Genomic DNA, 26,693 nt, shown 5'->3' with positions numbered 1-26,693 from the left:
ATGGGCTTCCGGGAGATCAACTCCAAGATGATCGAGGCGACCGTCGCACCAGGTCAGCGGCTGTTCAGCCAGCGCGGCGCGATGCTCGCCTACCAGGGCGAGGTCAGCTTCACCCCGAACCTGCGCGGCGGCCAGGGCGGGGCGATGTCGATGATCGGCCGGCGCGTGGCGAACGAGGACACGCCCCTGATGACCGTGGAGGGCAGCGGCACGGTGCTGTTCGGGCACGGCGGCCACCACATCCAGGTGATCCACCTCTCCGGCGACACCCTGTACGTCGAGGCGGACCGGCTGCTGGCGTTCGAGGGGACGCTGGAGCAGGGCACGGTGTTCCTCGGCGCGCAGGGCGGGGTGATGGGCATGGTCCGCGGCCAGGTCTCCGGGCAGGGCCTGTTCACCACCACGCTCAAGGGACACGGCGCGGTCGCCGTGATGGCGCACGGCGGGGTCATCGAGGTGCCCATCACCCCGCAGCGCCCGGTGCACGTCGACCCGCAGGCGTACGTCGCCCACCACGGCGACGTGCGCAACAAGCTGTCGACGGCGCTCGGCTGGCGGGACATGGTGGGCCGCGGGTCCGGCGAGGCCTTCCAGTTGGAGCTGAGCGGCAGCGGCGCGGTCTACGTACAGGCCTCGGAGGAGAAGCTGTGAGCACGTACGGAACGCCGGGCGCCGGGGCCGCGGCCCTCGACCCCATGACGCTGCCGTCCGACGACAACGTCAACGACTACACCTTCTGCGTGGAGCTCAAGGGCACCCAGTGGTTCATGCAGAAGGGGAAGATGATCGCCTACTACGGCGCCATCGAGTTCAACGGCATCGGGCACGGGCGACTCGACCGACTTGTCCGGAAGGCGTTTCATTCGCCACTGCACGCGAGCGACTGGGTCGTGGCGGAGGGCTCGGGCAAGATGCTGCTCGCCGACCGGGCCTTCGACGTCAATTCCTATGACTTGGACGACGGCAATCTGACCATTCGCTCGGGCAACTTGCTTGCTTTTCAGCCAAGTCTGTCACTGAAGCAGTCGATCGTGCCGGGTTTTCTGACACTGATCGGAACCGGAAAGTTCGTGGCGGCGTCCAACGGACCGGTGGTGTTCATGGAACCGCCGATCAGGGTCGACCCGCAGGCGCTGGTCGGCTGGGCGGACTGCCCGTCCCCGTGCCACCACTACGACCACGGCTACATGACCGGCCTCCTGGGCGGTCTACGTGCGATGACGGGCCTGGGCGGGGCGTCCGGCGAGGAGCACCAGTTCGAGTTCGTCGGCGCCGGCACGGTGCTGCTGCAGTCGTCCGAGGCCCTGATGACGGAGCAGGCCACGGGGGCTCCCCCGCAGCAGCCCGGGGTGCCGGGGGGCGGTCCGGGCGGGGCCGGACCTGGCGCAGGCGGACCGCGCCTTCCCGGACAGCTGGGGGACCTCCAGCGTCGCTTCGGAATGTGAGCGGTAATGTGCGGGGTGTGACATCGAACGCCTGCGCGTGATGTCACCCGGAAGCCCTATTAGTACGCCTTTCAACTTCCTTAGGTAGACTTCATTCATGGAGACCGAGACGGCCACCCGCTGGCTGACCAATGCGGAGCAGTGCGCCTGGCGCACCCACCTGGAGGTCAACAAGCTGCTGACCTACCAGCTCGAGAAGGATCTGCAGCCGTTCGGCCTGACAATGAACGACTACGAGATCCTGGTGAACCTGTCCGAGTCGGAGGACCGGCGGATGCGGATGAGCGACCTCGCCTCCGCCACGATGCAGTCCAAGAGCCGGCTCTCCCACCAGATCACCCGGATGGAGAACGCCCACCTGGTCCGCCGGGAGAACTGCGAGTCGGACCGCCGCGGCCTCTACGCGGTCCTCACCGACCACGGCATGGAGACGATGCAGAAGGTCGCCCCGCACCACGTGGCGTCGGTGCGCCGGCACTTCATCGACCTGCTCTCCCCCGAGGCCCTGATCGAGCTCGACAAGGCCCTCAAGCCCATCGCGGAGCACCTGCGGGGGCAGCGGGGACGGCTCTGACGTCGTCCCCCTTCCTACTACCTGTCCAGGCCCGGGGGCTGCCCCGGTCCGCGTCCGGCGAGCGGCAGGCGGAGTGCGAAGAGGGCTCCGCCCGCCGGCGCCGCGCCGGCGGTGAGCGTGCCGCCGTGCCGTACGGCGACGTCCCGCGCGATGGCCAGGCCGAGACCGGCCCCGCCGTCGTCGCGGCTGCGTGCCGCGTCCAGCCGGACGAACCGCTCGAAGATCCGCTCGCGGTCGGCCCCGGCCACCCCCTCGCCGTCGTCGGCGACGCCCACCACGGCCTCGCCGCCCTCCCGGCGCACGGTCACCGTGATCCGCTCGCGGGCGTGCCGCTCCGCGTTGTCCAGCAGGTTGGCGAGCACCCGCGCGAGCTGGCCGCGTGACCCGGAGACCTCGACGGGCTCCGCCTCCACCGTGACGCGCTCGCGTCCCGCGGCCGTCTCCCGGGCCAGCGCGGCCAGGTCCACCCGGGTGCCCGCGGGCCGCTCCCCCGCGTCCAAGCGGGCGAGCAGCAGCAGGTCGGCGGCGAGGTTCTGCAGCCGTACGGTGTCCTCCACCGCGCCGTCCAGGTCGAGCAGTTCGGGGTGGGCGGCCGCGACCTCCAGCTGGGTGCGCAGCGAGGCGATGGGGCTGCGCAGTTCGTGGGACGCGTCGGCGACGAAGGCACGCTGCCGCTCCACGGAGGCCTCCAGCGCGGCGAGCGTGGCGTTGGTGGTGCGGGCGAGCCGGGCGATCTCGTCGTGCGTCGCCGGTTCGGGGACGCGGCGGCGGAGGTCCTCGGAGGCGGTGATCGCGGCCATTTCCCGGCGGATGCCCTCGACCGGGCGCAGGGCCCTTCCGGTGACCAGCCAGGTCACCGCGGCGACGACGCCGAGCAGCAGGGGGAAGCCGATGAGCATGGCGGTCAGCGCGGTGCCCACGGCGCTGTGTTCGGCGGCCAGCGGGGCTCCCGCGTGGACGGTGAGACGGCCCCGGTCGGGTGTCTCCACCTCGACGGCGGCGAAGCGGTAGTCCTCGGTGTCGCCGTCGATGGTGGCGGTGCCGTTGGTGTAGCTCGCGCCGGGGGTGATCTCGCCGGGATCGAGCGAGTCGTCGTCGCGGTCGTCGTCCTCCCCGTCCCGGTCGTCGTCCGCGTCGGACCGGCCCGGCGCGGGCGTCACCTCGGCAGTGCCGGTCCCGGTGATCCGCTCCAGGTCCTCCGAGGCCGCGAGCAGGACGCCGTCCTCGTCGGTGATCTGCACGGGGGTGTCCTCGGCGTCCAGCCCGGAGAGCTTGTCGAGGGGCGTACGAGCGGCCAGTTCGGAGGCGACGGCCTGCGCGGAACGCTCGGCCCGGGTGCCGGCCTCGCCGGTCAGGTTGGCGCGCAGGGACAGCAGGAGCGCGGTGCCGGCCGCGACGAGGGCCACGGCGACGACGAGCGTGGCGCCGAGCGTCGCCCGGGAGCGGACCGAGCCGAACAGCCGGCTCACGGTGCCGTCTCCAGCCGGTAACCGGCGCCGCGCACCGTGCGGATGAGGTCCGCGCGGAGCTTGCGGCGCAGGGCGCTGACGTAGACCTCGACGATGTTGGGGTCGCCCTCGTAGGCGAAGTCCCAGACGTGCTCGAGGATGTCGGCCTTGGACACCACCTCGCCGGCCCGCAGCACCAGGTGCTCCAGCACGGAGAACTCCTTCGCCGTCAGCTCGGCCTCCTCCTCGCCGAGCCAGACCCGGCGGGCGGCGGTGTCCACCTTCAGGTCGCCGTGCACATGGACCGGTGACGCGCCCACGGCCCGCCGGCGGCGCAGCAGCGCCTTCACCCGGGCGACCAGCACCACGTAGGAGAAGGGCTTGGTCAGATAGTCGTCGGCGCCGGTGTCCAGGCCCTCGGCCTCGTCGTACTCGCCGTCCTTGGCGGTGAGCATCAGGATCGGCACGTCGTACCCGGCGGCGCGCAGGGCGGCGCACACCCGGTAGCCGTTGAGGCCGGGCAGCATGATGTCGAGGATCACCAGGTCGTACGGCTCGGTCGTGGCCCGGTCCAGCCCCTCCCGGCCGTCGTGCACGACGTCGACGGCGTACCCCTCGGCGGTGAGGCCCTTGGCGAGGGAGAGGGCGAGGCGCTTTTCGTCCTCGACGATCAGGAGTCGCATGGGACCCAGGGTCGCAAAGGGAAGCTGAAGATCACTTCAGGCTGCTTCAGCTTCCGCTCAGCGTCGATGGGCGACATTGAATGCCGTACAGCGCGAAGCACACCGACTCGGGAGGAACCCACATGAAGCGCAACATCGTGATCGCCGTCGTCACGGCCGCGGCACTGGTGGGCGGGGGCACGGCGACGGCACTGGCGGTCGCGGGGGACGACGACGACACGACGTCGGTGACGCGCACGGACGACGACAGGAACGACGCCCGCGAGGACGACCGGGACGACGACAGGGACGGTGCCCCCGCCCCCGCCGCCGGCAAGGTGACCGCCGCGGAGGCCATCGCCGCCGCACTGGACCACACCCCGGGCACGGCCGTCTCCGCCGAACTGGACGACGGCTCCTGGGAGATCGACGTCCTCGCCGAGGGCGACGCCTGGCACACCGTCAGGATCGCCCCGGACAGCGGAAAGGTGCTGGGCGCCCAGCAGGACGACGAGGACGACGCCGCCGAGGTGCACGCCGCGCTGAAGAACGCGAAGGTGACGGCCGAACAGGCCGCGAGGACCGCGGAGTCCAAGGGCACGGTGGTCTCCGTCGACCTGGACGACGACGGCGACGACCGAGGCTGGGAAACGGAGACGCGCGCCTCCGGCGGGGACGAACGGGAATGGAAGGTCGACCTGAAGTCCGCCACGGTCACGGCGGACCGGGACGACGACTCCGACGACGACTGAGCTTGGAGCGCGCCGCGTCCCGTGATCTCATGATCACCGACGCGGCCGCATGAGCATGTCAGTGCGTGGAGCCGGAGGCGGCGTGCGCCCGGGCCGGGCGTGTGCGTCACCCGAGCCGCCGGCTCCCTCGCACCAGGACGCCCGTTGATCGAAGCCGTCTTCCAGGACGAGGTGCCGTTCCTCGTCGTCGCCGTCACGCTCACCCTGGCGGCGGGCCTGCTCGCCTTCCTCGTGTCCCGCCGCCGTACCGGGGCCCGAAAGGCGACGCTGCACGGCCTGTGGGCGGCCTCCGCCACCGGGCCCGCGCTGCTGACGAGTTGGTCGGGCGGCGGGGGCGCGACCTTCGAATGCGCCGTCAACCCGGATGTGATGACGGCGCTGACCGGCACCCAGGGACAGCTCAACCTCCTCCTGTTCGTGCCGTACGGCCTGTTCGCCACGCTCGCCACCCGCCGTCCGCTCTTCGCCGCCGCCACCGGCGCCCTGTTCACCCTCGTCATCGAGACGGCGCAGACCACTGTCCCGTTCGTGAGCCGCCTGTGCGACACGGACGACCTGGTCACCAACACACTCGGCACGTGCGGCGGTGCTCTTGCCGGAGCCGTACTGCTCCGGTTGCTGCCCACGGGCGCCCGGGTCGGGCGGGGGGCCGTCTGCCGTACGGCGGTCGTGTGCGCGCCCGTCCTCGCCCTGACCGCCGTCGTCTGGCTGGCCGGCATCGATCTGGTGCGTCACCCGCAGCCCACCGAGGTACCGGCGGCGACGCCGGTCCAGGCGCGGGCCTTGGAGCGGGCGCTGACCGAAGCCTTCGGATCCGCGTACGCCGTCGGCGACAGCATGTTCCTCGACCACGGAGACGGCACGGGCACGGTGAGCGCCGAGGTCCCCGGCGGGGGCGCGGATCTGTCCTGGCCCGACGGAGAGCGGTTCACGGCTCTCGTCCTCCCCGGGTACGAGGTCCCCTCCGCCGAGGGCCCCGTGACCGGCCCGGAGGACGCGAGGAAGGTGGCGGTCGCCTACGCGAAGGAGTACGCGCCCTGGGCCGCGGGCGCCCGCGTCACGGTGCACCGGGCGGAGGACGAAGGCTGGACGGTCTCCTGGCGGCGCCTGCGCGACGGCGTCGTGATGCCGATGCGCCTCGACGTCACGGTCGCCGCGTCGGGCCGCGTCACCGGCCTCACGGCACGGGGTGCCGCCGACCCGGAACTGCCCGAGCCGCGCGTCGACGAGGCTCGGGCGTGGCAGATCTTCGAACGCGCGCAAGGGCTCCGCCCCGGGGAGGGGAAACGGGAGCGGGCCGTACTGCTCGCACAGCGGCGTGACGGGCCGTGGCGCGTCCACTGGCTGATGACCGTTCACCTGGGCGGGTTTGCGCACACAGGGGTCGTCGACGCGGTCGACGGCAGCGCGCACGAGGTGCCGGTGGCCGACGGGAACGACGTGCCGTTGCCCTGACCCCCTGGGGGTCCTCGAACGCCGGACGGGCTGGAGTCAGCCCCTCCGGCGTTTGAGGAGCGGGGTCCGGGGCGGAGCCCCTGGTCAGTTGCCCGTCAGGCCCTCGATCAGTTCGTCCGCCGCCCGGTAGGGATCCAGCCGGCCCGCGACGATGCGCTCCGCGAGTGCGTCCAGGCGGCGGTCGCCGTGGAGGTCGCCGATGCGGCGGCGCAGGGCCGTGACGGCGATCGTCTCGACCTCGTGGGCCGCGCGGGCGCGGCGGCGTTCCGTGAGGACGCCTCGCTCCTCCATCCACGCCCGGTGTTTCTCCAGCGCCTCGACGACCTCGTCGACGCCCTCCTGGCGGGCGGCGACCGTCTTGACGATCGGGGGGCGCCAGTCGCCGGGGCCGCGGGACTCGCCGAGGCCCAGCATGTGGTTCAGCTCGCGGGCGGTGGCGTCCGCGCCGTCGCGGTCGGCCTTGTTGACGACGTAGACGTCGCCGATCTCGAGGATTCCGGCCTTGGCGGCCTGGATGCCGTCGCCCATGCCGGGGGCGAGGAGTACCACGGAGGTGTCGGCCTGGGAGGCGATCTCCACCTCCGACTGGCCGACGCCTACCGTCTCGACCAGGATCACGTCGCAGCCGGCCGCGTCCAGGACGCGGATGGCCTGCGGCGCGGCCCAGGCGAGGCCGCCCAGGTGGCCGCGGGTGGCCATGGAGCGGATGTAGACGCCCGGGTCGGAGGCGTGCTCCGACATCCGGACGCGGTCACCCAGAAGGGCGCCCCCGGAGAAGGGGGAGGACGGGTCGACGGCCAGGACGCCGACCCGCTTGCCCTGTTTGCGGTACGCGGTCACCAGCGCCGAGGTGGACGTCGACTTGCCGACGCCCGGGGAGCCGGTGAGGCCGACCACGTAGGCGTTGCCCGCGAGCGGCGCGAGGGCCGCCATGACCTCCCTGAGCTGCGGTGACGCCCCCTCCACCAGGGAGATCAGCCGGGCCACGGCCCGTGGCCTGCCCTCTCTGGCCTGGGCCACCAGGGTGGAGACGTCCTGCATCACAGCTCCGTTCACGTAAGGGAAGTCGGCAACAACCTGGTCAGGCCTTGGGTACCCGCACGATCAGCGCGTCACCCTGGCCGCCGCCACCGCACAGCGCCGCGGCGCCGACACCGCCGCCGCGCCGCTTCAGCTCCAGCGCCAGGTGCAGCACCAGCCGCGCGCCGGACATCCCGATCGGGTGACCGAGGGCGATGGCGCCACCGTTGACGTTCACCTTTTCGGTGGAAACGCCGAGGTCCTTCATTGACTGGACGGCAACCGCGGCGAAGGCCTCGTTGATCTCGATCAGGTCGAGGTCGGAGACCTCCAGGCCCTCCTTCTCGAGGGCGTGCCGGATGGCGTTCGACGGCTGCGACTGGAGCGAGTTGTCGGGGCCGGCCACGTTGCCGTGGGCGCCGATCTCGGCGATCCACTCCAGGCCCAGCTCCTGCGCCTTGGCCTTGCTCATCACGACCACGGCGGCGGCGCCGTCGGAGATCTGCGAGGAGGAACCGGCGGTGATGGTGCCTTCCTTGGCGAAGGCCGGGCGCAGCTTGCCGAGTGACTCGGCGGTGGTGTCACCGCGGATGCCCTCGTCCTTGCTGAAGAGCACCGGGTCGCCCTTGCGCTGCGGGATCTCGACCGGGGTGATCTCGGCCTCGAAGAGGCCGTTCTTCTGCGCGGCGGCGGCCCGCTGGTGAGACAGGGCGGCGATCTCGTCCTGCTCGGGACGGGCGATGCCGAGGCGGGTGTTGTGCTTCTCCGTGGACTCGCCCATGGCGATGTTCTCGAAGGAGTCGGTCAGGCCGTCGTGCGCCATCGCGTCGAGCACCTGCACCGCGCCGTACTTGTAGCCCTCGCGGGACTTCGGCAGCAGGTGGGGGGCGTTGGTCATGGACTCCTGGCCGCCGGCCACGACCACGTCGAACTCGCCCGCGCGGATGAGCTGGTCGGCCAGCGCGATGGCGTCGAGGCCGGAGAGGCACACCTTGTTGATGGTGAGCGCCGGGACGTTCATCGGGATGCCGGCCTTCACGGCGGCCTGGCGCGCCGGGATCTGCCCCGCCCCGGCCTGGAGCACCTGCCCCATGATCACGTACTGGACCTGGTCGCCGCCGATCCCCGCACGGTCGAGGGCGGCCTTGATCGCGAAGCCGCCGAGGTCGGCTCCGGAGAACGACTTCAGCGAACCGAGCAGCCGACCCATCGGGGTGCGGGCGCCCGCGACGATGACGGACGTCGTGCCGTTCGTTGCGGATGTTGCAGATGATGCAGAAGTCATGAGCTGCGGTCCCCTTCCGGCTGCACAGCCGAGGAGTGAACGAGGGTTTACTTCGAATGTACTGACGCGCGGGCGACCCCGTCATCGGCCTTTCGGTGTGATCGCGCGCACGTTGCGTAACCGCCCCGGGGGCGCTGCACTGATTCCATGCTGACGCGAATCGACCACATCGGGATCGCCTGCTTCGACCTCGACAAGACCGTGGAGTTCTACCGCTCCACCTACGGCTTCGAGGTGTTCCACTCGGAGGTCAACGAGGAGCAGGGCGTGCGCGAGGCCATGCTCAAGATCAACGAGACCTCGGACGGCGGTGCCTCCTACCTGCAGCTCCTCGAGCCGACCCGCGAGGACTCCACCGTCGCCAAGTGGCTCGCGAAGAACGGCGAGGGCGTCCACCACATCGCTTTCGGTACGGCGGACGTCGACGCGGAGGCGGCCGGCATCAAGGAGAAGGGCGTACGCGTTCTGTACGAAGAGCCCCGGCGCGGTTCCATGGGGTCACGGATCACCTTCCTGCACCCGAAGGACTGCCACGGCGTACTGACAGAACTGGTCACTTCCGCGCCCGTTGAGTCGTCCGAGCACTGACCCACGTACATAAGGGCCGGTAGGGTTGGGTCTGGTCGCCGCTCGAAGCGTGGTGACCGAGTCCCGTCGTGTTCGGCGACGGGATCGCCGGGGCCGGGTGGCGGGGGGCGAGCGCGGGGCAGCAGCCCATGCTCCGCCGATGATCTGACACCATTCCCCGGGGGCTCCGTTCGGGATGGGCGGAGCTCGGCCAGACTTGCGACCAGGGGACGGATGGGACCGCGCAGTGCGGGGCTACGAGAGCCAGGAGCGAGAGCCGGCGGCTGACGTCGACCACCTCTCTCGGTTCGAAGCCGAGATGAAGCGGCTGAAGACCGAGCGGGAAAAGGCGATCCAGCACGCCGAGGACCTCGGCTACCAGGTCGAGGTGCTGCGCGCCAAGCTGCACGAGGCGCGGCGCACCATCATGTCCCGGCCCGCCTACGACGGCGGCGACATCGGCTACCAGGCCGAGCAGTTGCTCCGCAACGCGCAGTTGCAGGCCGACCAGCTCCGCGCCGACGCCGAGCGGGAGCTGAGCCAGGCCCGCGCCCAGACCCAGCGCATCCTCCAGGAGCACGCCGAGCAGGCCGCCCGCCTCCAGGCGGAGCTGCACCAGGAGGCGGTGACCCGGCGCCAGCAGCTCGACCAGGAGCTGGCCGAGCGCCGCCAGACCGTCGAGTCCCACGTCAACGAGAACGTGGCGTGGGCGGAGCAGCTCCGGGCCCGCACCGAGGAGCAGGCCCGCCGCCTGATGGAGGAGACCCGCGCCGAGCGGGAACAGGCCCTGGCCGCCGCGCGCGAGGAGGCCGAGCGGCTCACCGCCGAGGCCCGCCGCCGGCTGCAGAGCGACGCGGAGGCGGCCCGCAGCGAGGCCGAGCAGCTGCTGCGCCGCGCCCGCACGGACGCCGAGCGGCTGCTGAACGCCGCGTCCACGCAGGCCCAGGAGGCCACCGAGCACGCCGAGCAGCTGCGCACCTCCACGGTCACCGAGTCGGAGTCGGCGCGCCGCGAGGCGCAGGAGATGAGCCGGGCCGCCGAGGAGCGGATGGCCCAGGCGGAGACCGCGCTGCGCGAGGCGCGCTCCGAGGCCGAGAAGGTGCTCGCCGAGGCGAAGGAGGCCGCCGCCAAGGCGCTGGCGTCCGCCGAGGCCGCCAACGAGACCCGCACGCGCACCGCCAAGGAGCAGGTGGCGCGGCTGGTCAGCGAGGCGACCAAGGAGGCGGAGGCCACCAAGGCGGACGCCGAGCAGCTGGTCGCCGACGCCCGCGCCGAGGCGGAGAAGATCGTCGCGGAGGCCGCGGAGAAGGCCCGTACGCTCACCGCGGAGGAGTCGGCCACCCAGCTGTCCAAGGCGGCCAAGACCGCCGAGGACGTGCTCAACAAGGCGTCCGAGGAGGCCAAGCGGACCACCAAGGCGGCCGCCGAGGAGGCCGAGCGGATCCGCCGCGAGGCGGAGGCCGAGGCGGACCGGCTGCGCGCCGAGGCGCACGACATCGCCGAGGAGCTCAAGGGCGCGGCGAAGGACGACACCAAGGAGTACCGCGCCAAGACGGTCGAGCTGCAGGAGGAGGCGCGCCGGCTGCGCGGCGAGGCCGAGCAGCTGCGCGCCGACGCGGTCGCCGAGGGCGAGAAGATCCGCGCGGAGGCCCGCAAGGAGGCCGTGGCGCAGATCGAGGAGGCGGCCAAGTCCGCCGAGGAGCTGCTCGCCAAGGCCAAGGCGGACGCGGACGAGCTGCGGTCCACCGCGCAGACGGACAGCGAGAAGGTCCGCACCGAGGCCATCGAGCGCGCCACGACGCTGCGCCGGCAGGCCGAGGAGACCCTGGAGCGCACCCGCAAGGAGGCCGAGCGGCACCGCGCGGAGGCCGTGGAGCAGGCCGACGCGCTCAAGGAGGACGCCGAGCGGTCCGCGCGCGAGCTGCGCGAGGAGACCGAGCGGGCCGTCGAGGCGCGGCGCGCGGAGGCGGCCGACGAGCTGACCCGGCTGCACACCGAGGCCGAGGAGCGCCTCGCCTCGGCCGAGCAGGCGCTGAGCGAGGCGCGCGAGGAGGCCGCCCGGATCCGCCGCGAGGCGACCGAGGAGGCCGAGCGGCTGCGCACGGAGGCCGCCGAGCGGATCCGTACGCTCCAGCAGCAGGCCGAGCAGGAGGCCGAGCGGCTGCGTGACGAGGCCGCCGCGGACGCGTCGGCGTCCCGGGCGGAGGGCGAGGCCGTCGCCGTGCGGCTGCGGTCGGAGGCCGCGGCCGAGGCGGAGCGGCTCAAGTCCGAGGCGCAGGACAGCGCCGACCGGATGCGCGCGGAGGCCCAGGCGGCCGCCGAGCGGATCGGCACCGAGGCGTCCGAGACGCTGGCGGCGGCGCAGGAGGAGGCCGCCCGGCGGCGCCGGGAGGCGGAGGAACTGCTCGGCGCGGCCCGCGAGGAGGCCGAGGAGGAGCGTCGGCGCGCCCGCGAGCAGAGCGAGGAACTGCTGGCGGCGGCGCGCACCCGGGTGGAGGAGGCGCAGGCCGAGGCCGTACGGCTGGTCGAGGAGGCGGACCGGCGCGCCACGGAGATGGTGTCGGCGGCCGAGCAGCACGCGCAGCAGGTGCGGGACTCCGTCGCCGGGCTGCACGAGCAGGCGCAGGAGGAGATCACCGGGCTGCGCAGCGCCGCCGAGCACGCGGCGGAGCGCACCCGGCGCGAGGCGGAGGAGGAGGCGGACCGGGTCCGCTCCGACGCCTACGCGGAGCGGGAGCGGGCCAGCGAGGACGCGGGCCGGATGCGGCGCGAGGCTCAGGAGGAGGCCGAGGAGGCCAAGTCCCTCGCGGAGCGCACGGTTTCGGAGGCGATCACGGAGGCGGACCGGATCCGCGCCGAGGTCTCCGAGCACGCGCAGCGGCTGCGCACCGAGGCGTCCGACGCGGTCGCCGAGGCCGAGCAGGCCGCGGCGCGCACCCGGGCGGAGGCCCGTGAGGACGCCAACCGAATCCGTTCGGACGCGGCGACGCAGGCGGACACGCTCATCACCGAGGCGCGCGGCGAGGCGGAGCGGCTCACCGACGAGACGATCACCGAGGCCGAGCGGGTGCGCTCGGAGTCGGTCGCCAAGGCGGAGAAGCTCATCGCGGACGCCACCGGCGACGCGGAGCGGCTGCGCGCCGAGGCCGCGGAGACCGTGGGGTCGGCGCAGCAGCGGGCGGAGCGGCTGCGGCACGAGGCGGAGCGGGTCAAGGCCGACGCGGAGTCGGAGGCGGAGCGGCTGGTGTCCTCCGCGCGCGACGAGGCCGAGCGGACGCTGGACGAGGCCCGCAGGGAGGCCAACAAGCGGCGTTCGGAGGCGGCCGAGCAGGTCGACACCCTCATCACGGAGACCACCGCCGAGGCGGACAAGCTGCTGACCGAGGCGCAGCAGCAGGCGCTGAAGACCACGGCGGACGCCGAGTCGCAGGCGGACACCATGGTGGGCGCGGCCCGCAGCGAGGCCGAGCGGCTGGTGTCCGAGGCGCGGGTCGAGGGCAACTCCCTGGTGGAGAAGGCCCGTGCGGACGCCGACGAGCTGCTGGTCGGCGCGCGCCGGGACGCGACGCAGATCCGGGAGCGCGCCGAGGAGCTGCGCGACCGCGTCACCAGCGAGATCGAGGAGCTGCACGAGCGCGCCCGGCGCGAGGCCGCGGAGACCATGAAGTCCGCCGGCGACCGCTGCGACGCGCTGATCAAGGCCGCGGAGGAGCAGCTGGCCAAGGCGGAGGCCAAGGCGAAGGAGATCGTCTCCGAGGCCAACTCCGAGGCGGGCAAGGTGCGCATCGCCGCCGTGAAGAAGGCCGAGGGTCTTCTGAAGGAGGCGGAGCAGAAGAAGGCCACGCTCGTGAAGGAGGCCGAGGAGCTCAAGGCCGAAGCGGTGCGCGAGGCACGGCGCACCGTCGAGGAGGGCAAGCGCGAGCTCGAGGTCCTCGTCCGGCGCCGCGAGGACATCAACGCGGAGATCTCGCGCGTCCAGGACGTCCTGGAGGCCCTGGAGTCCTTCGAGGCCCCGGCGGGCGGCAAGGACAACGGCGTCAAGGCGGGGGCCGCGGCGGGTGCTACCCGTACGGGTGGCAAGTCAGCCGAGAGTTAGCAAACCAGGCGAAATCCCTTGTACGGTGAGGGCTTTGACCATGGCTTTGGCAAGGCTTCCGGCGGCGAGCCACTCAAAAGGGGTGTCATCTTCCGTATCAAACGTGCATCCGCTCGATGACACAGCGCTTCGGCCCCTAGGATTCCACCTATCACCTCACCGGTCTCATTCGACAGGAACCCCATGAGCGACACTTCCCCCTACGGCTTCGAGCTTGTGCGGCGTGGGTACGACCGCGCTCAGGTGGACGAACGTATCTCCAAGCTCGTCTCCGACCGTGACAGCGCTCTCGCCCGCATCACCGCTCTGGAAAAGCGCATCGAAGAGCTCCACCTCGAGACGCAGAACGCCCAGGCCCAGATCAACGACGCCGAGCCGTCGTACGCGGGTCTCGGCGCGCGGGTGGAGAAGATCCTCCGTCTCGCCGAGGAGGAGGCCAAGGACCTGCGCGAGGAGGCCCGGCGCGCCGCGGAGCAGCACCGCGAGCTCGCCGAGTCGGCCGCCCAGCAGGTGCGCAACGACGCCGAGTCGTACGCCGCCGAGCGCAAGGCCAAGGCGGAGGACGAGGGCGTCCGGATCGTCGAGAAGGCCCAGGGCGAGGCCGCCCAGCTGCGCTCCGAGGCGCAGAAGGACGCCCAGTCCAAGCGCGAGGAGGCGGACGCCCTCTTCGAGGAGACCCGCGCCAAGGCCGCGCAGGCCGCCGCGGACTTCGAGACGAACCTGGCGAAGCGTCGCGAGCAGTCCGAGCGCGACCTGGCCTCGCGTCAGGCCAAGGCCGAGAAGCGCCTCGCGGAGATCGAGCACCGCGCGGAGCAGCTCCGTCTGGAGGCCGAGAAGCTGCGCACCGACGCCGAGCGCCGGGCCCGCCAGACGGTGGAGACCGCCCAGCGCCAGGCCGAGGACATCGTGGCCGACGCCAACGCCAAGGCCGACCGGATCCGTTCGGAGTCCGAGCGCGAGCTGGCGGCGCTGACCAACCGCCGCGACTCCATCAACGCCCAGCTGACCAACGTCCGCGAGATGCTGGCGACCCTCACGGGTGCCGCGGTCGCCGCCACCGGCGCGCCCGCCACCGAGGACGAGCCCGTCTCCCGCGGCGTCCCGGCCCAGCAGTCCCGGTAACTCCACCGGACCACCGGCGTACGGACCGGGGTGAGGCCCTCTGCCACTGCGGTGGCAGAGGGCCTCACCCCGTTCTAGCGTGGCCGCATGATCGAGCTGGAGGGGCTGACCAAGCGGTACGGCGAGAAGGTCGCGGTGGACAACCTGACCTTCACCGTCCGGCCCGGCATCGTCACGGGCTTCCTCGGCCCGAACGGCGCCGGCAAGTCGACCACCATGCGGATGATCCTGGGGCTCGACCACCCCACGGCCGGGGACGTACGCGTCGACGGCACGCACTACGACCGGCTGAAGGACCCGCTGACGAACATCGGCGCCCTGCTGGAGGCCAAGGGCGTGCACCCGGGGCGCAGCGCCCAGAACCATCTGCTGTGGCTGGCGCAGAGCAACGGCATCCCCGAACGGCGGGTGCGGGAGGTGCTGGACGAGGTCGGCCTGACGGCGGTGGCGCGGAAGAAGGCCAAGGGGTTCTCGCTCGGCATGGGGCAGCGGCTCGGCATCGCCGCCGCGCTGCTCGGAGACCCGCGGATCCTGATGTTCGACGAGCCGGTCAACGGCCTCGACCCCGAGGGCATCCACTGGATCCGCACGCTGATGAAGTCGCTGGCCGAGCAGGGCCGCACGGTGTTCGTCTCCTCCCATCTGATGAGCGAGATGGCCCTGACGGCGGACCACCTCGTCGTGATCGGGCAGGGCCGGCTGCTCGCCGACACCTCGATGGCGGAGTTCATCGAGCGCAACTCCCGCTCCTGGGTCCGGGTGCGCACCCCGCAGCGGGAGGCGCTGCTGGACGCGCTGCACCGGGCGGGCGTCACCGCCGTGGACGGCGCGGACGGGACGCTGGAGGTGGACGGGACGCCCGCCGAGGCGATCGGCGAACTGGCCGCGCGCAACGGGGTGGTGCTGCACGAGCTGAGCCCCCAGCAGGCGTCCCTGGAGGAGGCCTTCATGCAGCTGACGGCGGAGTCGGTGGAGTACCACGCGCACACCGGCGCGCCCCTGCCCCCGCAGCAGCAACAGCAGTGGGGCGAGAGCTGGAGGAAGGGCTGAGCATGGCGACGGGACAGGTCGTACGGTCGGAGTGGACCAAGATCCGGTCGGTGGCGTCGACCGTGTGGACGCTGTCGACGGCGGTGGTCACCACCATCGCGCTCGGCATGCTGATCTCGGCGCTCTCGAAGAACGAGTTCGGCAATCTCAGCGAGCGGGAGAAGCTCTCCTTCGACCCGACGTTCATCAGCTTCGCGGGGACCAGCCTGGGCCAGCTCGCGATGATCGTGTTCGGGGTGCTGGTGGTGTCGAACGAGTACAGCACCGGGATGATCCGGGCCTCGCTGGCGGCCGTGCCCAAGCGGGGCGTCTTCCTGTTCAGCAAGCTCGCGGTGGCGACCGCGCTGGCGTTGGTGGTCGGGATGGTGACCAGTTTCGCCACGTTCTTCCTGGGCCAGCTGATGCTCGGCGACCTCAGGGCGTCCATCGGTGACGACGGGGTGCTGCGCGCGGTGTTCGGCGGCGGGCTCTACATGACGCTGATCGCGCTGTTCTCGATGGGCGTGGCCGCGATGCTGCGCTCCCCCATGCTGTCGCTGGGCATCCTGATGCCGTTCTTCTTCCTGATCTCCAACATCCTCGGCAACGTCAGCGCCACCGAGAAGGTCGGCCGGTTCCTGCCCGACCAGGCGGGCAGCAGGATCATGCAGGTGGTGACCCCGGTGGACGACGACACCCCGTACGGCCCCTGGGGCGGGCTCGGCATCATGGCGCTGTGGGTGATCGCGGCGGTCGCCGGCGGTTACGTGCTGCTGAGGCGGCGCGACGCGCAGTGAACGACCGTCCGGAACGGTTCCGGTCCGTCCGTGATGCGCCCTTGAGCGGAACCGTCAGCGCCCCGATAAGCTCCTAACCCTTACGGGGGGCGTATGCCCCGCTGTCCCTGAACCTTTCGATGGGTGCGGAGCATGATCGAGGCAGTCGGCCTGACCAAGCGGTACGGCGACAAGACCGCTGTGTACAACCTTTCCTTCCAGGTGCGTCCCGGAGCCGTCACCGGATTCCTGGGCCCCAACGGCTCGGGCAAGTCGACGACGATGCGGATGATCCTCGGTCTGGACAACCCCACCGCGGGCCACGTCACGATCTGCGGCCACCCGTACGACAAGCTGCCCAACGCTCCCCGCCAGGTGGGGGCGCTGCTGGACGCCAAGGCCGTGCACGGCGGCCGGTCCGCCCGCAACCACCTGCTCAGCCTGGCCCAGCTGTCGGGCATCCCGGCCCGCCGGGTGGACGAGGTGCTGGGCGTGGTGGGCCTGCACGAGGTGGCGGGCCGGCGGTCCAAGGGCTTCTCCCTCGGCATGGGCCAGCGTCTGGGCATCGCCGCCGCGCTGCTGGGCGACCCCCAGGTGCTGCTCTTCGACGAGCCGGTCAACGGCCTCGACCCCGAGGGCATCCTCTGGGTGCGCAACCTGATGAAGTCGCTGGCCGCCGAGGGCCGTACGGTCTTCGTCTCCTCCCACCTGATGAGCGAGATGGCGCTGACCGCCGACCACCTCATCGTGATCGGCCGCGGTCAGCTCATGGCGGACATGAGCGTCAAGGACTTCATCTCCCACAACTCCGCCGACTTCGCGCGGGTGCGCACGCCCGACAGCGAGCCGCAGCAGCGCGAGAAGCTGTCGGCCGCGATCACCGAGGCCGGCGGCCATGTGCTGCCGGAGCAGGACGGCGCGCTGCGGGTGACGGGACTGCCGCTGCCCCGGATCAGCGACCTCGCCCACGACCAGGACGTACGGCTGTGGGAGCTGTCGCCGCACCAGGCGTCCCTGGAGGAGGCGTACATGCGGATGACGCAGGGCGCCGTCGACTACCGCTCGACCGTGGACCAGAAGGAGGGGCTGCAGCAGCAGCTGCCGCCGGGCGCGCAGCCGCCGATGCCGGTACCGGGCCAGGGCCAGCCCGGCTGGTACGCCCCGCCGCCGCCCCAGCAGGGCGGGCAGCCCTTCGCCCCGCCGCAGGCCGCCCCCGCGGGCCCCTACGGCGCTCCCCCGGCCCCCGCGGCGGCCCCGGCCGCCGCCCCGGCGGCGAACCCTTACGCGCAGCCGCCGCAGGCGCCGCAGAGCGCTCCCCACGTCCCCTCCGCCGAGCCGACCAAGTCCGAGGACGCCCGATGAGCACGCCCCAGCCCCCGATGCCGCAGAGCGCCGCAGCCGAGTGGCCGGCCGCCCCCGGTGCCGCGCCCTCCGCCCCGGCGTACCCCACCTACACGTCGCCCATCCCGGTGGTGCGCACCCACCTCGGGCACGCGCTCGCCTCCGAGTGGACGAAGATCAGGTCGGTGCGCTCGACCATGTGGACGCTGGGCGTCCTCGTCGCGCTCGTGGTGGGCATCGGCCTGCTCACCGGTCTGGTGATCGTCAACGCCGACCCCGACCTGGGCGGCGAGAGCCCGCTGTCGCTGGGCTTCTTCGGGCTGCTGCTCGGCTCGATGTGCCTGATCACGCTCGGCGTGCTGACCACCGCCTCCGAGTACGGCACCGGCATGATCCGTACGACGATGGTCGCCTGTCCCAGCCGCGGCCGGGTGCTCGCGGCGAAGGCCCTGGTGTTCTTCCTGGTCGCCTTCGTGGTGACGCTGGTGTGCGCGTCGGTCGTGGGTCTGCTGCACGTGTCGCTGCTGGAGGAGTACAACGCCGCGGAGCCGACCGGCGAGGAATGGCTGAAGGGCACGGTCGGCGTCTCGCTCTACCTGGCGCTGCTGGGCACCCTGTCGCTGGCGGTCGGGTCGATCGTGCGGCACTCGGCGGGCGCCATCACCATCATGATCGCCGCCGTGCTGGCCCCGCTGGTGATCGCGCTGTTCATGTTCTCGTCCTCGCTGCGGGACGTGCAGCAGGCGCTGTTCGAGTACTCCATCCCGAACCAGATGAGCATCTTCTACGCCAACTCCCTGTCGGAGTCCGGCCCGTCGGACTGGGACCCGCTGTGGATCATGCTGGCCGTCACCGCGGCCGCGCTCGCGGGGGCGTTCGCCCTGCTGAAGAAGCGGGACGTCTAGCGAGGCGGGGAGAACCCTCAGAACCTGGGCGCGTTACGGGACCGCTGCACCCGCGTGGTGCGGCGGTCCTTCGCGTTCCAGCAGGCCTTGTGCCAGTGCCGGCGCTCGTCGACGCCTGAGTGCTCGGGCCAGGCCACCACGTGCGCCACCCCGTCCGGGATCAACTGGTCGCAGCCCGGACACCGGTAGGACTTGCCCCGGGCGCTGCTGCCCGCCACGTGCCGCACGCTCCAGTCCTCGCCCCGCCAGGACTCCGTGGACTGCCATCCGCCGTACCTCCCGGAGCTGTCGTCCTCGGCGCTCCGGCCGGACGAACCGGCTCCCTTGGGTCGGTTGCGACGCGGGGACACAGGACACCTCACGGGGCTATACAGGATGCACGGACCGCGTCCAGCCTAGCCGCCGCGGACCGGGGTACGCGTACGCCGCCAATCGTCACAAGTCAGTCCGTGACGCGCGGCGGCCCCGTGAGAGCGGCCCATTCTGCAGACAATCCGCAAGATCGCTCGCCCGGCCGTGTCCTCGGCACGTGTCGGGGGGTTATGCCCTGCGGGGGAGCTCCGCGTCGGAGCCAAGGAAGCAGGAAGAGCAATGCGCGTTGGAAGTTTCGTGTTGGCCGCCCGGTTCCCCGGGCAGGGCGAAGGGGAGGCGCTGCACCGCGCGGTCCGCTCCGCCGAAGTGGCCGAGGAGTCGGGGCTCGACACGGTCTGGCTGGCCGAGCACCACTTCGTGCCCTACGGCACCTGCCCGTCCGCCGTCACCCTGGCGGCCATGCTGCTGGGCCGCACCCGGCGGCTGCGCGTGGGCACGGCGGTCAGTGTGCTGCCCACCGCCCACCCGGTCGCGCTCGGGGAGCAGGCGGCGCTGCTGCACGTCGCCAGCGGCGGACGGTTCTCGCTGGGCCTCGGCCGCGGCGGCCCGTGGGTGGACCTGGAGGTCTTCGGGGCCGGCCTGGAGGCGTACGAGAAGGGGTTCCCGGAGGCGCTCGACCTGCTGCTGCGCTGGCTGCGCGAGCCGTCCGTGGGCGCCGACGGCGAGCGGTACCGGTTCCGCGAGGTGCCCGTCGTCCCCCGCCCCTCGGAGGCGCTGACCGACGCCGGGGGCCCGGAGGTCGTGGTCGCCTGCACCTCCCCCGCGAGCGTACGGCTGGCCGCCGAGCGCGGGCTGCCGATGCTGCTGGGCATGCACGTCGGCGACGAGGAGAAGGCCGAGATGGTCGCCTCGTGGCGGCGCCACGCGCGGGCCAGTGGCCGGACCTCCGCCGAGATCGAGGGCGCGGCCCATGTCTCGGCCGGGGTCTGCCAGATCGCGGACCGGCGCCCGGACGCGGCCGAGACCCTGCTGAAGGCCATGCCGGGCTGGCTCAAGCAGGGACTGGACGCCCATGTGACGGTGGACGGCCGCGAGCGCAGGATGCGCGACCCGCTGGCCTACACGGAACTGCTGTGCGGGCTGCACCCGGTGGGCACCCCGCGGCTGTGCGCCGACCGGCTCGCCGCGACCAGCGAGCGGACCGGCATCTCACGTTTCGCGCTGCTCGTCGAAGGCTCCGGCGACCTGGCGGCGACGGAGGAGAACGTACGGCGGCTCGGCGCCGAGGTGCTCCCCCAACTCACCTGACACTTCGAGACGTCCAGGGATGCTTGCCGCCCCGGTACAGACTGCACCTCCCGCGTACGGAGCGGCAAGCTATCGATGGAGCGTCAGCAGTCGCGCAGTTCCGGCGACTGGTTGAGCAGTTGGCTGCGCACCGAGGTGAAGCGGGCCAGCGTCTCGTCGACCGAGGAGTCAAGCGGGAACACGGCCACCCGGTGGCAGTTCTGGAAGGCCAGCCGAACACCGAAGTGCCGTTGCAGCGCGCCGCGTATCGCGTCACTCGCGAGCGCACGCAGCAGCTGACCGCGTGCCTGCTCGTCCGGCGGGGGCGTCTGGTTGTCGGCGAAGGTACCGCCGTCCACCTTCAGCTGGGCCACCAGGGAGCTGATCATCTCCCACGCGTAGGGCAGGGAGGTCCGGACGCAGTCGACGAAGGCAGCTTCGTCGACCTCGCCTCGCTCGGCCTGTTCGAGTAGGGCCGGTGAGACGTCGAGCGACATGGGTTCTCCTCTCGCACCCCCAGTACTCGGGGGTTGCCTGACAGATAAGGGAGTGCGCGAAAACGGGCACGCTGCGTACACAGTTCGCGACCTCCCGTTCAATACCGTAAGCAACGGACGGTGACCGCACCAGGAGAACGGGCGGATGCGGAACTTCCTGTAGGCCGGGAATCGGCCATCCCGGAACACGCGTTTTCCAGGAGATACAGGACGCGCCTCCTGGGCCCCGAGGGGCGCATGTGAGGGCGAATCGCGTCCACCCCGGCCGGTCGAGTAGCGTTGCCGACCATGCGTCTCGTCATTGCCCGCTGCTCCGTGGACTACGCCGGGCGGCTCACCGCGCACCTGCCGTCCGCACCTCGTCTGATCCTGGTCAAGGCGGACGGCAGCGTCTCGATCCATGCCGACGACCGGGCCTACAAGCCCCTCAACTGGATGTCGCCGCCGTGCACCCTGAAGGAGGGCGCCGGCGAAGAGGAGGGCGTCTGGACCGTCGTCAACAAGGCGGGCGAGAAGCTCATCATCACGATGGAGGAGATCCTCCACGACTCGTCGCACGAACTCGGCGTCGATCCCGGCCTGATCAAGGACGGCGTGGAAGCACACCTTCAGGAGCTGCTCGCCGACCGCATCGAGACCCTCGGCGAGGGGTACACCCTGATCCGCCGTGAGTACATGACGGCGATCGGACCGGTCGACATCCTGTGCCGGGACGCCGACGGGCAGACCGTCGCCGTGGAGATCAAACGGCGCGGCGAGATCGACGGCGTGGAGCAGCTCACCCGCTATCTGGAACTGCTCAACCGCGACCCGCATCTCGCGCCGGTGCGCGGCATCTTCGCCGCCCAGGAGATCAAGCCGCAGGCCCGGGTGCTCGCCTCCGACCGCGGCATCGGCTGCCAGATCCTCGACTACGACGCCCTGCGCGGCATCGAGGACGACAAGCTGCGCCTGTTCTGAGCGACGCGACACGACGGCACGCGCCAGGGGCCGGGTTCCGTGCGGAACCCGGCCCCTGGCGCGTCCGGCGGGTCAGATGATCGTCTCCGACTCCTCGGGCGAGGCCTGATCCGTGTCCTGCGTGGCGGTCGCGGAGGTCTCCACGGGGGCGGAGGAGGCGGGACCGCTGGCGGTGACACTGGTGCTCGGCTCGCCCGGCGTGGTGGTCGGGTCCGTCGGGTCCTCGGTCTCCGTGGGTTCGCCCGTGGGCCCCGTCGGGTCCTCCGTCGGCTCCGACGGGTCAGGGTCGGGCTCCGTCGGCGGCTTCGGCGACTTGGTCGGCTTGGTCGGCGTGGTGCCCGGCGACGTCGGCTTCGTCGGCTCGTCCGGCTCCTTCGTGCGCGTCTCGTCGTCCGACGGATCGCCGGACTCCGTGGCCGTCGGCGTCGGGTCGTCCGCGGTGCCGAGCGTGCCGTCGGGGCCGGGGTCGGTGGGGCGGCTGGTGGCCTTCCCGGTGTCGCCCTTGTTGCCGGCCGCCGGGTCCGCGTCGAGGCTGTCGTCCTCCAGGCCCTGGCTGGCGGACGGGTTGACGCCGACGTTCTCGGACGGCGACGCGGGGTCGTTGCCCGACGTGGCGCCGAGGGTGACGACGGTGCCGAGGACGGCGACCAGCAGCGCGCCCGCCCCCGCCGCGACCAGGTTGCGCTTGGCGAGCCCCTTGAGGCCGCCCGGGACGCCGTCCTTGGTCTGTTGCGGGAGCGTCACGGCGGGCACGGCGCCGGAGACGACCAGACCGGTGTCGGCGGGCGGCTGGAGGTCGGGGAAGGCCATCGGCACCCCGCGGGGCGGGGACGCCGACTCCTCGACGTGCGCCTCGGGCACCTCCTCCGCCGCGGTCGGCGCGAGGGTGAGCGGGACGCCGGAGCGGTCGGCGACGAGGGCGAGCGCCCTGCGGCCCGCGACCGTGCCGCGCTTGTCGGCGAGGGCGCCGCGCAGGCCGATGGACGCCTCCAGTTCGGCGCGCGCCCGGTCGAGCTGTCCCGCGCACAGCGCGTGGATGCCCAGCTCGTGGTGGAAGTAGGCCTGTTCACCCACGTCCCCGGCGATGCGGGCGGCCTCCGCGCCGGCCCGCAGCGCCCGCTCCCAGGCGCTCCAGTGCAGCCCGGAGGCGAAGGCGGGAGCGGCGGTGCGGGCGAGCTGGACGGCCGTGCTGGGCTCGTCGGCGGTGTCGGCGGCGAGCGGCGACAGGGCGGTGAGCGCGGCGAGGATCGCGTCGGACTCGGCGCAGACGCGCTCCGGGGTGACCGAGGGGTGTCCGGTCCACCAGGCGTAGTGCTGCGCGGCCTCGCGGATGCGGGCGTCGGAGTCGTCGGTGTACCCGGCGGCCTCCAGCTGGGCGGGGACGCCCGCGGCGAGCCGGTAGCGGGCGCCGACCGGGGAGACCAGTCCGCAGGAGACCAGTTCGCCGAGGGCGGCGTCGGCGTGGGTGTCGCCCACCAGGGCGGGCAGGTGCGCCTGGTGCGGCACCTCGCCGCCGAGCGCGACGGCGAACCGCAGGGTGGCGCGGGCGGAGGCGCTGAGCCGGGAGGCGAGCAGCGGGGCGGGCGCGGCGGCCTCGCCGAGGGAGGGCAGCGGGACGTCGTCGCCGTCGGCGGGGTCGTAGGGCGCCTCGTCGGGCCGTACGTCCTCGAAGACGCCGAACTCGTCGACGGCGCTGGTGCCGGCCCGCAGCCGGTCGCGCTGCCGCAGCAGGGCGCCCGCCTGGACGAAGCGCAGCGGCAGTCCCTCGGACTCGAACCACAGGTCGCCCGCCCAGGTGGCCTCCTCGTCGGTGAGGCCGCGGCCGACGGCGTGGCCGAGCAGGTCGAGGCCGGCCGCGCGGTCGAGGCCGGACAGCTCGACGTCCTCGACGCCGGCGTCGGCGGAGGGGGCGGCCACGTCCGGGGTGGCGGCGAACAGGAAGGCGCACTCGGGGGTGGCGTCCAGCAGTTCGTCGAGGGCGGCTCCGCCGAACTCCAGGTCGTCCAGGACGACGACGGCGCCGATCTCGCGGACGCTCTCGAGCAGTTCGTCCCGGTCGGGGCGGTGCAGGGGGGCGTCGAAGACCGCGTGGAAGAGGTCGTTCAGGAGGTCGTCGGCGGTGCGGCGGTGGCCGTCGAGGCGGACCACTTCGTCGGGCGCGAGGTCGGCGCAGTCCTCGGCGACGACGTCGAGCAGCCGGGTCCGGCCGGAGCCGCCGGGGCCGACGAGACGCACGGAGCGGCCGCGGGCGAGCAGCCGCACCAGCGTCTCCCGCTCGTCCTGGCGGGCCAGGAGGGGCAGCGCGGGCTGCTCGGGGCCCGGGGGGACGGGCGGGGCGGCGGCGCGCTCCACCTCGGCGCGTTCGGGCTCGGTGAGCTTGCCGGGGCGGGCGGGCCGCTCGGCGGGCGGGCAGGGCTCGATCTCGCTGCCGTCGACGGGGTTGACGGTCAGCAGGAAGTCCCCGGAGACGAGCTGCACCGTGCGGGCGGGCACGGACGTGTGCTGTCCGAAGTCGGAGGTGAGGGATTCCCTGGGAGGGCGCTGGCGCGGCGTGTCGCCGCCGTGGCCGTACTCCTCGGGTCCCGTGTGGTTCGGGTCCATAGGTCCTAGCCCCCCAAAAGCGTCGTGGCTGAAGCCCTCCCCGGCCTCGCTGCACACCGCGCTGTCGCTTCTGGTCCGGGCCCGCTCGAGGGTTGCAAGGCAGCGGGCAGCCGAACCCTAAACCTTCGGTCAGTATCCACGACAGTCCGGGGTGCCAGGGCGTCCGACTGGTCACGGTCTCGTGAGGATTGTGCGCGCGGCGCGGGGTTCGCGGGCGTGGGCCCGGCTTCTCCGGCTCGTCCGTCGTGCACCCGTACGCCCTTACACGCGGGGCAGCGTGTCCACCCCGATGCCCCCCTCGATCGCCAGGATGCGGTGCAGCCGGGTGGCCACCAACAGGCGCTGCATCTGCGGCGGCACGTCGCGCAGCACCAGGCGCCGGCCGCAGCGGCCGGCCCGTCGGTGGGCCCCCATGATCACCCCGAGTCCGGTGGCGTCCCAGGAGTCCAGTTCGGACAGGTCCAGCACGAGGTCGCCGACTCCGTCGTCGACGGCCGAGTGCAGGACCGTACGGGCGTCCGCCGCGCTGCGGACGTCGAGGCGGCCCCCGACGACCAGCTCGGCGTGGTCGCCCCTGATGTGCATATGCGCTCCCCGTGATGCGTGGTGTGCTCCGCGGTGTCCTGACGGCCGGTGTCGCAACCTCTGACTGCGTGACGGCCGCGGAGGTTGCTGGCTGTGAGCGAACCGATACCGAATTCACCCCGGCGTGTGATGCACGCCGGGGTGTGCGCGGTCTCAGTGCTCGTAGAAGCCCTGCCCGCTCTTGCGCCCGATGTCACCGGCGTCAACCATCCGGCGCATCAGCTCGGGTGCCGCGAACTTCTCGTCCTGCGACTCCGTGTAGATGTTGCTCGTGGCGTGCAGCAGGATGTCCACGCCGGTGAGGTCGGCGGTGGCGAGCGGGCCCATGGCGTGTCCGAAGCCCAGCTTGCAGGCGAGGTCGATGTCCTCGGCGCTGGCCACGCCCGACTCGTACAGCTTGGCGGCCTCGACGACGAGGGCGCAGATGAGACGGGTGGTGACGAAACCGGCGACGTCGCGGTTGACGACGATGCAGGTCTTGCCGACGGACTCGGCGAACTCCCGCGCCCTGGCGAGGGTTTCGTCGCTGGTCTTGTAGCCGCGGACCAGCTCGCAGAGCTGCATCATCGGCACCGGCGAGAAGAAGTGCGTGCCGACGACCCGCTCGGGGCGCTCCGTCACGGCCGCGATCTTGGTGATCGGGATGGCCGAGGTGTTGGAGGCGAGGACGGTGTCCTCGCGTACGAGCTTGTCGAGCGTGCGGAAGATCTCGTGCTTGACCTCGAGCTTCTCGAAGACGGCCTCGACGACGACGTCCACGTCCGCGCAGGCGTCGAGATCGGTGGTCGTGGTGATCCGGCCGAGGGCGGCCTCGGCGTCCTTCGCCTCGAGCTTCCCCTTGGCGACGAACTTGTCGTACGACGCCTTGATCCCGTCCGTGCCCCGCGTCAGCGCCTCGTCGGTGACGTCGCGCAGGACGACGTCCCAGCCCGCCTGTGCGGAGACCTGGGCGATGCCGGACCCCATGAGTCCGGCCCCGATGACGGCGAGCTTGCGTGCCACTGTGCGACTCCCCTGATACGCGCTGTCCATGTTCTCCAGGAGCGGACATTAGCGTTCGCGGGGAGCCCTGTGACCGGTAAGTAACGCGCGTCACGTCTCACATGACGGACATCACACCGGCGGCAGAGGCGGCGGGAGCCGACGGTGCGTCAGGTCGCGTGCGCCCGCCGTCCCGAGGGCCGGTACGGACGGACGGTCGGCGGCCCCGGAGGAAAGCCGTCGCGCGGGAGCGCCGCCGGTGCGAGGGTGGGGGCCGGTGTGTCCGCCCGTCGAAGGAGAGCCCCCGGCATGTCCGTCATCCACCGCACCACCCTCGAACCGACCAAGCTGGAGCTGCTGGCCGGCTGGCTGCCCACCCGGCCCTGGTACCGCGGCGGTCCCCAAGGGCCGAAGCTGAGCAAGGCGGGCGGCTTCCGGCTCGACGACCCCGAGGGCGAGGTCGGCATCGAGTTCATGGTGGTCCGGGACGAGTCGGGCGACGCCCCGGTCGACTACCTGGTGCCGCTCACCTATCGCGCCGCACCGCTCGACGGGGCGGACGCGGCTCTCGTCGGCACCGCCGAGCACGGGGTCCTGGGCCGCCGCTGGATCTACGACGCCTGCCACGACCCGGTGGCCGTCGCCGAGTTGGCGGCGCTGGTCGAGGGCCGGGCGGAGCCGCAGGCGCAGAGCGTGAGCGACACCCCCGACCGTGAGGTGAGCCGCGCCCTGGCGGGCGAGGGCCCGGTGCCGGCGGAGTACCCGGCGGTCGAGGACACCGAGGAGCACACCGGGCTGACCGCGCCGGACGGCACGGTGCTGCGCGTGCTGCGCACCCCGCATCCCGCCCCGGACGGCGCCCCGCAGGCCGAGCCGGGCACGGCGGGCCATGTCACCGGGGCGTGGGACGCGCCGGACGGTACCCGGGTGCAGGGCCTGATGGTGCTGCTGCTGACGCCGCCGCCCGCACCGTGACAGTGCGCACACGGGCGC

24 protein-coding genes are annotated in these 26,693 nt (G+C 72.4%); 15 read left to right on the top strand and 9 right to left on the bottom strand.

Annotation, left to right across the window (positions count from 1 at the left end; translation table 11 throughout):
* The 3 genes from ACQZOG_RS20820 to ACQZOG_RS20810 all read left to right on the top strand — a co-directional run bounded on the left by ACQZOG_RS20820 (position 1) and on the right by ACQZOG_RS20810 (position 2,019).
* Complete coding sequence (locus ACQZOG_RS20820) at positions 1-651, top strand: AIM24 family protein (protein ID WP_359495350.1); 651 nt, start codon at positions 1-3, stop codon at positions 649-651.
* Positions 648-1,445: an AIM24 family protein gene (locus tag ACQZOG_RS20815; protein WP_430741712.1), complete on the top strand. Its 798-nt coding sequence runs from the start codon at positions 648-650 to the stop codon at positions 1,443-1,445. Before ACQZOG_RS20820 ends, ACQZOG_RS20815 begins: the two co-directional genes overlap by 4 nt.
* Before the next feature lie 97 nt (positions 1,446-1,542).
* A complete protein-coding gene (locus ACQZOG_RS20810) occupies positions 1,543-2,019 on the top strand; it encodes a MarR family winged helix-turn-helix transcriptional regulator (RefSeq protein WP_006130189.1) in 477 nt (158 codons plus the stop codon).
* A 17-nt stretch (positions 2,020-2,036) separates the two neighbouring features.
* Here ACQZOG_RS20810 and ACQZOG_RS20805 read toward each other — a convergent pair whose 3' ends face one another.
* Both ACQZOG_RS20805 and ACQZOG_RS20800 read right to left on the bottom strand, forming a co-directional pair.
* Entirely contained in the window at positions 2,037-3,488 is a 1,452-nt protein-coding gene (locus tag ACQZOG_RS20805) for an ATP-binding protein (protein WP_430741711.1), read from the bottom strand.
* The gene (locus ACQZOG_RS20800) at positions 3,485-4,150 is read right to left on the bottom strand and encodes a response regulator transcription factor (protein ID WP_058916965.1); all 666 of its coding nucleotides are present in this window, start codon (positions 4,148-4,150) and stop codon (positions 3,485-3,487) included. Before ACQZOG_RS20800 ends, ACQZOG_RS20805 begins: the two co-directional genes overlap by 4 nt.
* Before the next feature lie 122 nt (positions 4,151-4,272).
* Here ACQZOG_RS20800 and ACQZOG_RS20795 point away from each other — a divergent pair, with 122 nt between their 5' ends.
* Positions 4,273-4,881, top strand: coding sequence for a PepSY domain-containing protein (locus tag ACQZOG_RS20795; RefSeq protein ID WP_193466565.1), 609 nt, complete (start codon positions 4,273-4,275; stop codon positions 4,879-4,881).
* 144 nt (positions 4,882-5,025) lie between these two features.
* Positions 5,026-6,336, top strand: coding sequence for a VanZ family protein (locus ACQZOG_RS20790; protein WP_193466566.1), 1,311 nt, complete (start codon positions 5,026-5,028; stop codon positions 6,334-6,336).
* 84 nt (positions 6,337-6,420) lie between these two features.
* Here ACQZOG_RS20790 and meaB read toward each other — a convergent pair whose 3' ends face one another.
* Positions 6,421-7,377: a methylmalonyl Co-A mutase-associated GTPase MeaB gene (meaB, locus tag ACQZOG_RS20785; RefSeq protein ID WP_033275495.1), complete on the bottom strand. Its 957-nt coding sequence runs from the start codon at positions 7,375-7,377 to the stop codon at positions 6,421-6,423.
* A gap of 40 nt (positions 7,378-7,417) precedes the next feature.
* Positions 7,418-8,641 (bottom strand): acetyl-CoA C-acetyltransferase, encoded by a 1,224-nt coding sequence (locus ACQZOG_RS20780; RefSeq protein ID WP_430741710.1) that lies wholly within the window; start codon positions 8,639-8,641, stop codon positions 7,418-7,420.
* Between the two features lie 147 nt (positions 8,642-8,788).
* On the opposite strand from ACQZOG_RS20780, the gene mce reads away from it, so the two are divergent.
* The 7 genes from mce (at position 8,789) to ACQZOG_RS20745 (ending at position 18,477) form a co-directional block, all read left to right on the top strand.
* Positions 8,789-9,229 carry a methylmalonyl-CoA epimerase gene (mce, locus tag ACQZOG_RS20775; RefSeq protein ID WP_033275497.1) on the top strand — a complete coding sequence of 147 codons (441 nt, stop codon included), beginning with the start codon at positions 8,789-8,791 and terminating at the stop codon, positions 9,227-9,229.
* Positions 9,230-9,455: 226 nt separating this feature from the next.
* Positions 9,456-13,304 carry a polarized growth protein Scy gene (scy, locus tag ACQZOG_RS20770; RefSeq protein WP_359495335.1) on the top strand — a complete coding sequence of 1,283 codons (3,849 nt, stop codon included), beginning with the start codon at positions 9,456-9,458 and terminating at the stop codon, positions 13,302-13,304.
* A gap of 183 nt (positions 13,305-13,487) precedes the next feature.
* Positions 13,488-14,426 carry a cellulose-binding protein gene (locus ACQZOG_RS20765; protein ID WP_033275499.1) on the top strand — a complete coding sequence of 313 codons (939 nt, stop codon included), beginning with the start codon at positions 13,488-13,490 and terminating at the stop codon, positions 14,424-14,426.
* An 87-nt stretch (positions 14,427-14,513) separates the two neighbouring features.
* Complete coding sequence (locus tag ACQZOG_RS20760; RefSeq protein ID WP_351031422.1) at positions 14,514-15,476, top strand: ABC transporter ATP-binding protein; 963 nt, start codon at positions 14,514-14,516, stop codon at positions 15,474-15,476.
* Positions 15,477-15,478: 2 nt separating this feature from the next.
* Positions 15,479-16,252 (top strand): ABC transporter permease, encoded by a 774-nt coding sequence (locus tag ACQZOG_RS20755; protein ID WP_033275501.1) that lies wholly within the window; start codon positions 15,479-15,481, stop codon positions 16,250-16,252.
* A gap of 132 nt (positions 16,253-16,384) precedes the next feature.
* Positions 16,385-17,593 carry an ABC transporter ATP-binding protein gene (locus tag ACQZOG_RS20750; RefSeq protein WP_193456137.1) on the top strand — a complete coding sequence of 403 codons (1,209 nt, stop codon included), beginning with the start codon at positions 16,385-16,387 and terminating at the stop codon, positions 17,591-17,593.
* On the top strand, positions 17,590-18,477 hold the full coding sequence (locus ACQZOG_RS20745) for an ABC transporter permease subunit (RefSeq protein ID WP_191880431.1): 888 nt from the start codon (positions 17,590-17,592) through the stop codon (positions 18,475-18,477). The genes ACQZOG_RS20750 and ACQZOG_RS20745 overlap by 4 nt, the downstream gene beginning before the upstream one ends.
* A 17-nt stretch (positions 18,478-18,494) precedes the next feature.
* Here ACQZOG_RS20745 and ACQZOG_RS20740 read toward each other — a convergent pair whose 3' ends face one another.
* Positions 18,495-18,827: a hypothetical protein gene (locus ACQZOG_RS20740; RefSeq protein ID WP_033275504.1), complete on the bottom strand. Its 333-nt coding sequence runs from the start codon at positions 18,825-18,827 to the stop codon at positions 18,495-18,497.
* 241 nt (positions 18,828-19,068) lie between these two features.
* On the opposite strand from ACQZOG_RS20740, the gene ACQZOG_RS20735 reads away from it, so the two are divergent.
* Entirely contained in the window at positions 19,069-20,097 is a 1,029-nt protein-coding gene (locus ACQZOG_RS20735; protein ID WP_033275505.1) for an LLM class flavin-dependent oxidoreductase, read from the top strand.
* Positions 20,098-20,180: 83 nt separating this feature from the next.
* Here ACQZOG_RS20735 and ACQZOG_RS20730 read toward each other — a convergent pair whose 3' ends face one another.
* Complete coding sequence (locus tag ACQZOG_RS20730) at positions 20,181-20,573, bottom strand: SCO5389 family protein (protein ID WP_033275506.1); 393 nt, start codon at positions 20,571-20,573, stop codon at positions 20,181-20,183.
* A gap of 288 nt (positions 20,574-20,861) precedes the next feature.
* Here ACQZOG_RS20730 and nucS point away from each other — a divergent pair, with 288 nt between their 5' ends.
* A complete protein-coding gene (nucS, locus tag ACQZOG_RS20725; protein ID WP_033275507.1) occupies positions 20,862-21,533 on the top strand; it encodes an endonuclease NucS in 672 nt (223 codons plus the stop codon).
* Between the two features lie 72 nt (positions 21,534-21,605).
* Here the strand turns inward: nucS and ACQZOG_RS20720 are convergent, their stop codons facing one another.
* From ACQZOG_RS20720 to ACQZOG_RS20710, 3 genes are all read right to left on the bottom strand, one after another.
* The gene (locus tag ACQZOG_RS20720) at positions 21,606-24,134 is read right to left on the bottom strand and encodes an ATPase AAA (RefSeq protein ID WP_033275508.1); all 2,529 of its coding nucleotides are present in this window, start codon (positions 24,132-24,134) and stop codon (positions 21,606-21,608) included.
* A 261-nt stretch (positions 24,135-24,395) separates the two neighbouring features.
* On the bottom strand, positions 24,396-24,719 hold the full coding sequence (locus ACQZOG_RS20715; RefSeq protein WP_019524073.1) for an STAS domain-containing protein: 324 nt from the start codon (positions 24,717-24,719) through the stop codon (positions 24,396-24,398).
* 153 nt (positions 24,720-24,872) lie between these two features.
* A complete protein-coding gene (locus ACQZOG_RS20710; protein ID WP_033275509.1) occupies positions 24,873-25,721 on the bottom strand; it encodes a 3-hydroxyacyl-CoA dehydrogenase family protein in 849 nt (282 codons plus the stop codon).
* 288 nt (positions 25,722-26,009) lie between these two features.
* On the opposite strand from ACQZOG_RS20710, the gene ACQZOG_RS20705 reads away from it, so the two are divergent.
* Positions 26,010-26,675 carry a maltokinase N-terminal cap-like domain-containing protein gene (locus ACQZOG_RS20705; RefSeq protein ID WP_033275510.1) on the top strand — a complete coding sequence of 222 codons (666 nt, stop codon included), beginning with the start codon at positions 26,010-26,012 and terminating at the stop codon, positions 26,673-26,675.
* Positions 26,676-26,693: the final 18 nt, after the last annotated feature.

The organism is Streptomyces sp. P13-3-3 (assembly GCF_050571355.1).
Classification (GTDB): domain Bacteria; phylum Actinomycetota; class Actinomycetes; order Streptomycetales; family Streptomycetaceae; genus Streptomyces; species Streptomyces althioticus.
Note: the sequence above shows the minus strand (reverse complement) of the source record. Positions and strands in the feature narration are given on the sequence as shown.

Coding starts and splice junctions, on each gene's coding strand:
- ACQZOG_RS20765 (WP_033275499.1), top strand. CDS start 13,488: ATGAGCGACACTTCCCCCTACGGCTTCGAGCTTGTGCGGCGTGGGTAC.
- meaB (WP_033275495.1), bottom strand. CDS start 7,377: ATGCAGGACGTCTCCACCCTGGTGGCCCAGGCCAGAGAGGGCAGGCCA.
- nucS (WP_033275507.1), top strand. CDS start 20,862: ATGCGTCTCGTCATTGCCCGCTGCTCCGTGGACTACGCCGGGCGGCTC.
- ACQZOG_RS20800 (WP_058916965.1), bottom strand. CDS start 4,150: ATGCGACTCCTGATCGTCGAGGACGAAAAGCGCCTCGCCCTCTCCCTC.
- ACQZOG_RS20760 (WP_351031422.1), top strand. CDS start 14,514: ATGATCGAGCTGGAGGGGCTGACCAAGCGGTACGGCGAGAAGGTCGCG.
- mce (WP_033275497.1), top strand. CDS start 8,789: ATGCTGACGCGAATCGACCACATCGGGATCGCCTGCTTCGACCTCGAC.
- ACQZOG_RS20810 (WP_006130189.1), top strand. CDS start 1,543: ATGGAGACCGAGACGGCCACCCGCTGGCTGACCAATGCGGAGCAGTGC.
- ACQZOG_RS20705 (WP_033275510.1), top strand. CDS start 26,010: ATGTCCGTCATCCACCGCACCACCCTCGAACCGACCAAGCTGGAGCTG.
- ACQZOG_RS20730 (WP_033275506.1), bottom strand. CDS start 20,573: ATGTCGCTCGACGTCTCACCGGCCCTACTCGAACAGGCCGAGCGAGGC.
- ACQZOG_RS20745 (WP_191880431.1), top strand. CDS start 17,590: ATGAGCACGCCCCAGCCCCCGATGCCGCAGAGCGCCGCAGCCGAGTGG.
- ACQZOG_RS20720 (WP_033275508.1), bottom strand. CDS start 24,134: ATGGACCCGAACCACACGGGACCCGAGGAGTACGGCCACGGCGGCGAC.
- ACQZOG_RS20780 (WP_430741710.1), bottom strand. CDS start 8,641: ATGACTTCTGCATCATCTGCAACATCCGCAACGAACGGCACGACGTCC.
- ACQZOG_RS20750 (WP_193456137.1), top strand. CDS start 16,385: ATGATCGAGGCAGTCGGCCTGACCAAGCGGTACGGCGACAAGACCGCT.
- ACQZOG_RS20755 (WP_033275501.1), top strand. CDS start 15,479: ATGGCGACGGGACAGGTCGTACGGTCGGAGTGGACCAAGATCCGGTCG.
- ACQZOG_RS20735 (WP_033275505.1), top strand. CDS start 19,069: ATGCGCGTTGGAAGTTTCGTGTTGGCCGCCCGGTTCCCCGGGCAGGGC.
- ACQZOG_RS20715 (WP_019524073.1), bottom strand. CDS start 24,719: ATGCACATCAGGGGCGACCACGCCGAGCTGGTCGTCGGGGGCCGCCTC.
- ACQZOG_RS20820 (WP_359495350.1), top strand. CDS start 1: ATGGGCTTCCGGGAGATCAACTCCAAGATGATCGAGGCGACCGTCGCA.
- ACQZOG_RS20795 (WP_193466565.1), top strand. CDS start 4,273: ATGAAGCGCAACATCGTGATCGCCGTCGTCACGGCCGCGGCACTGGTG.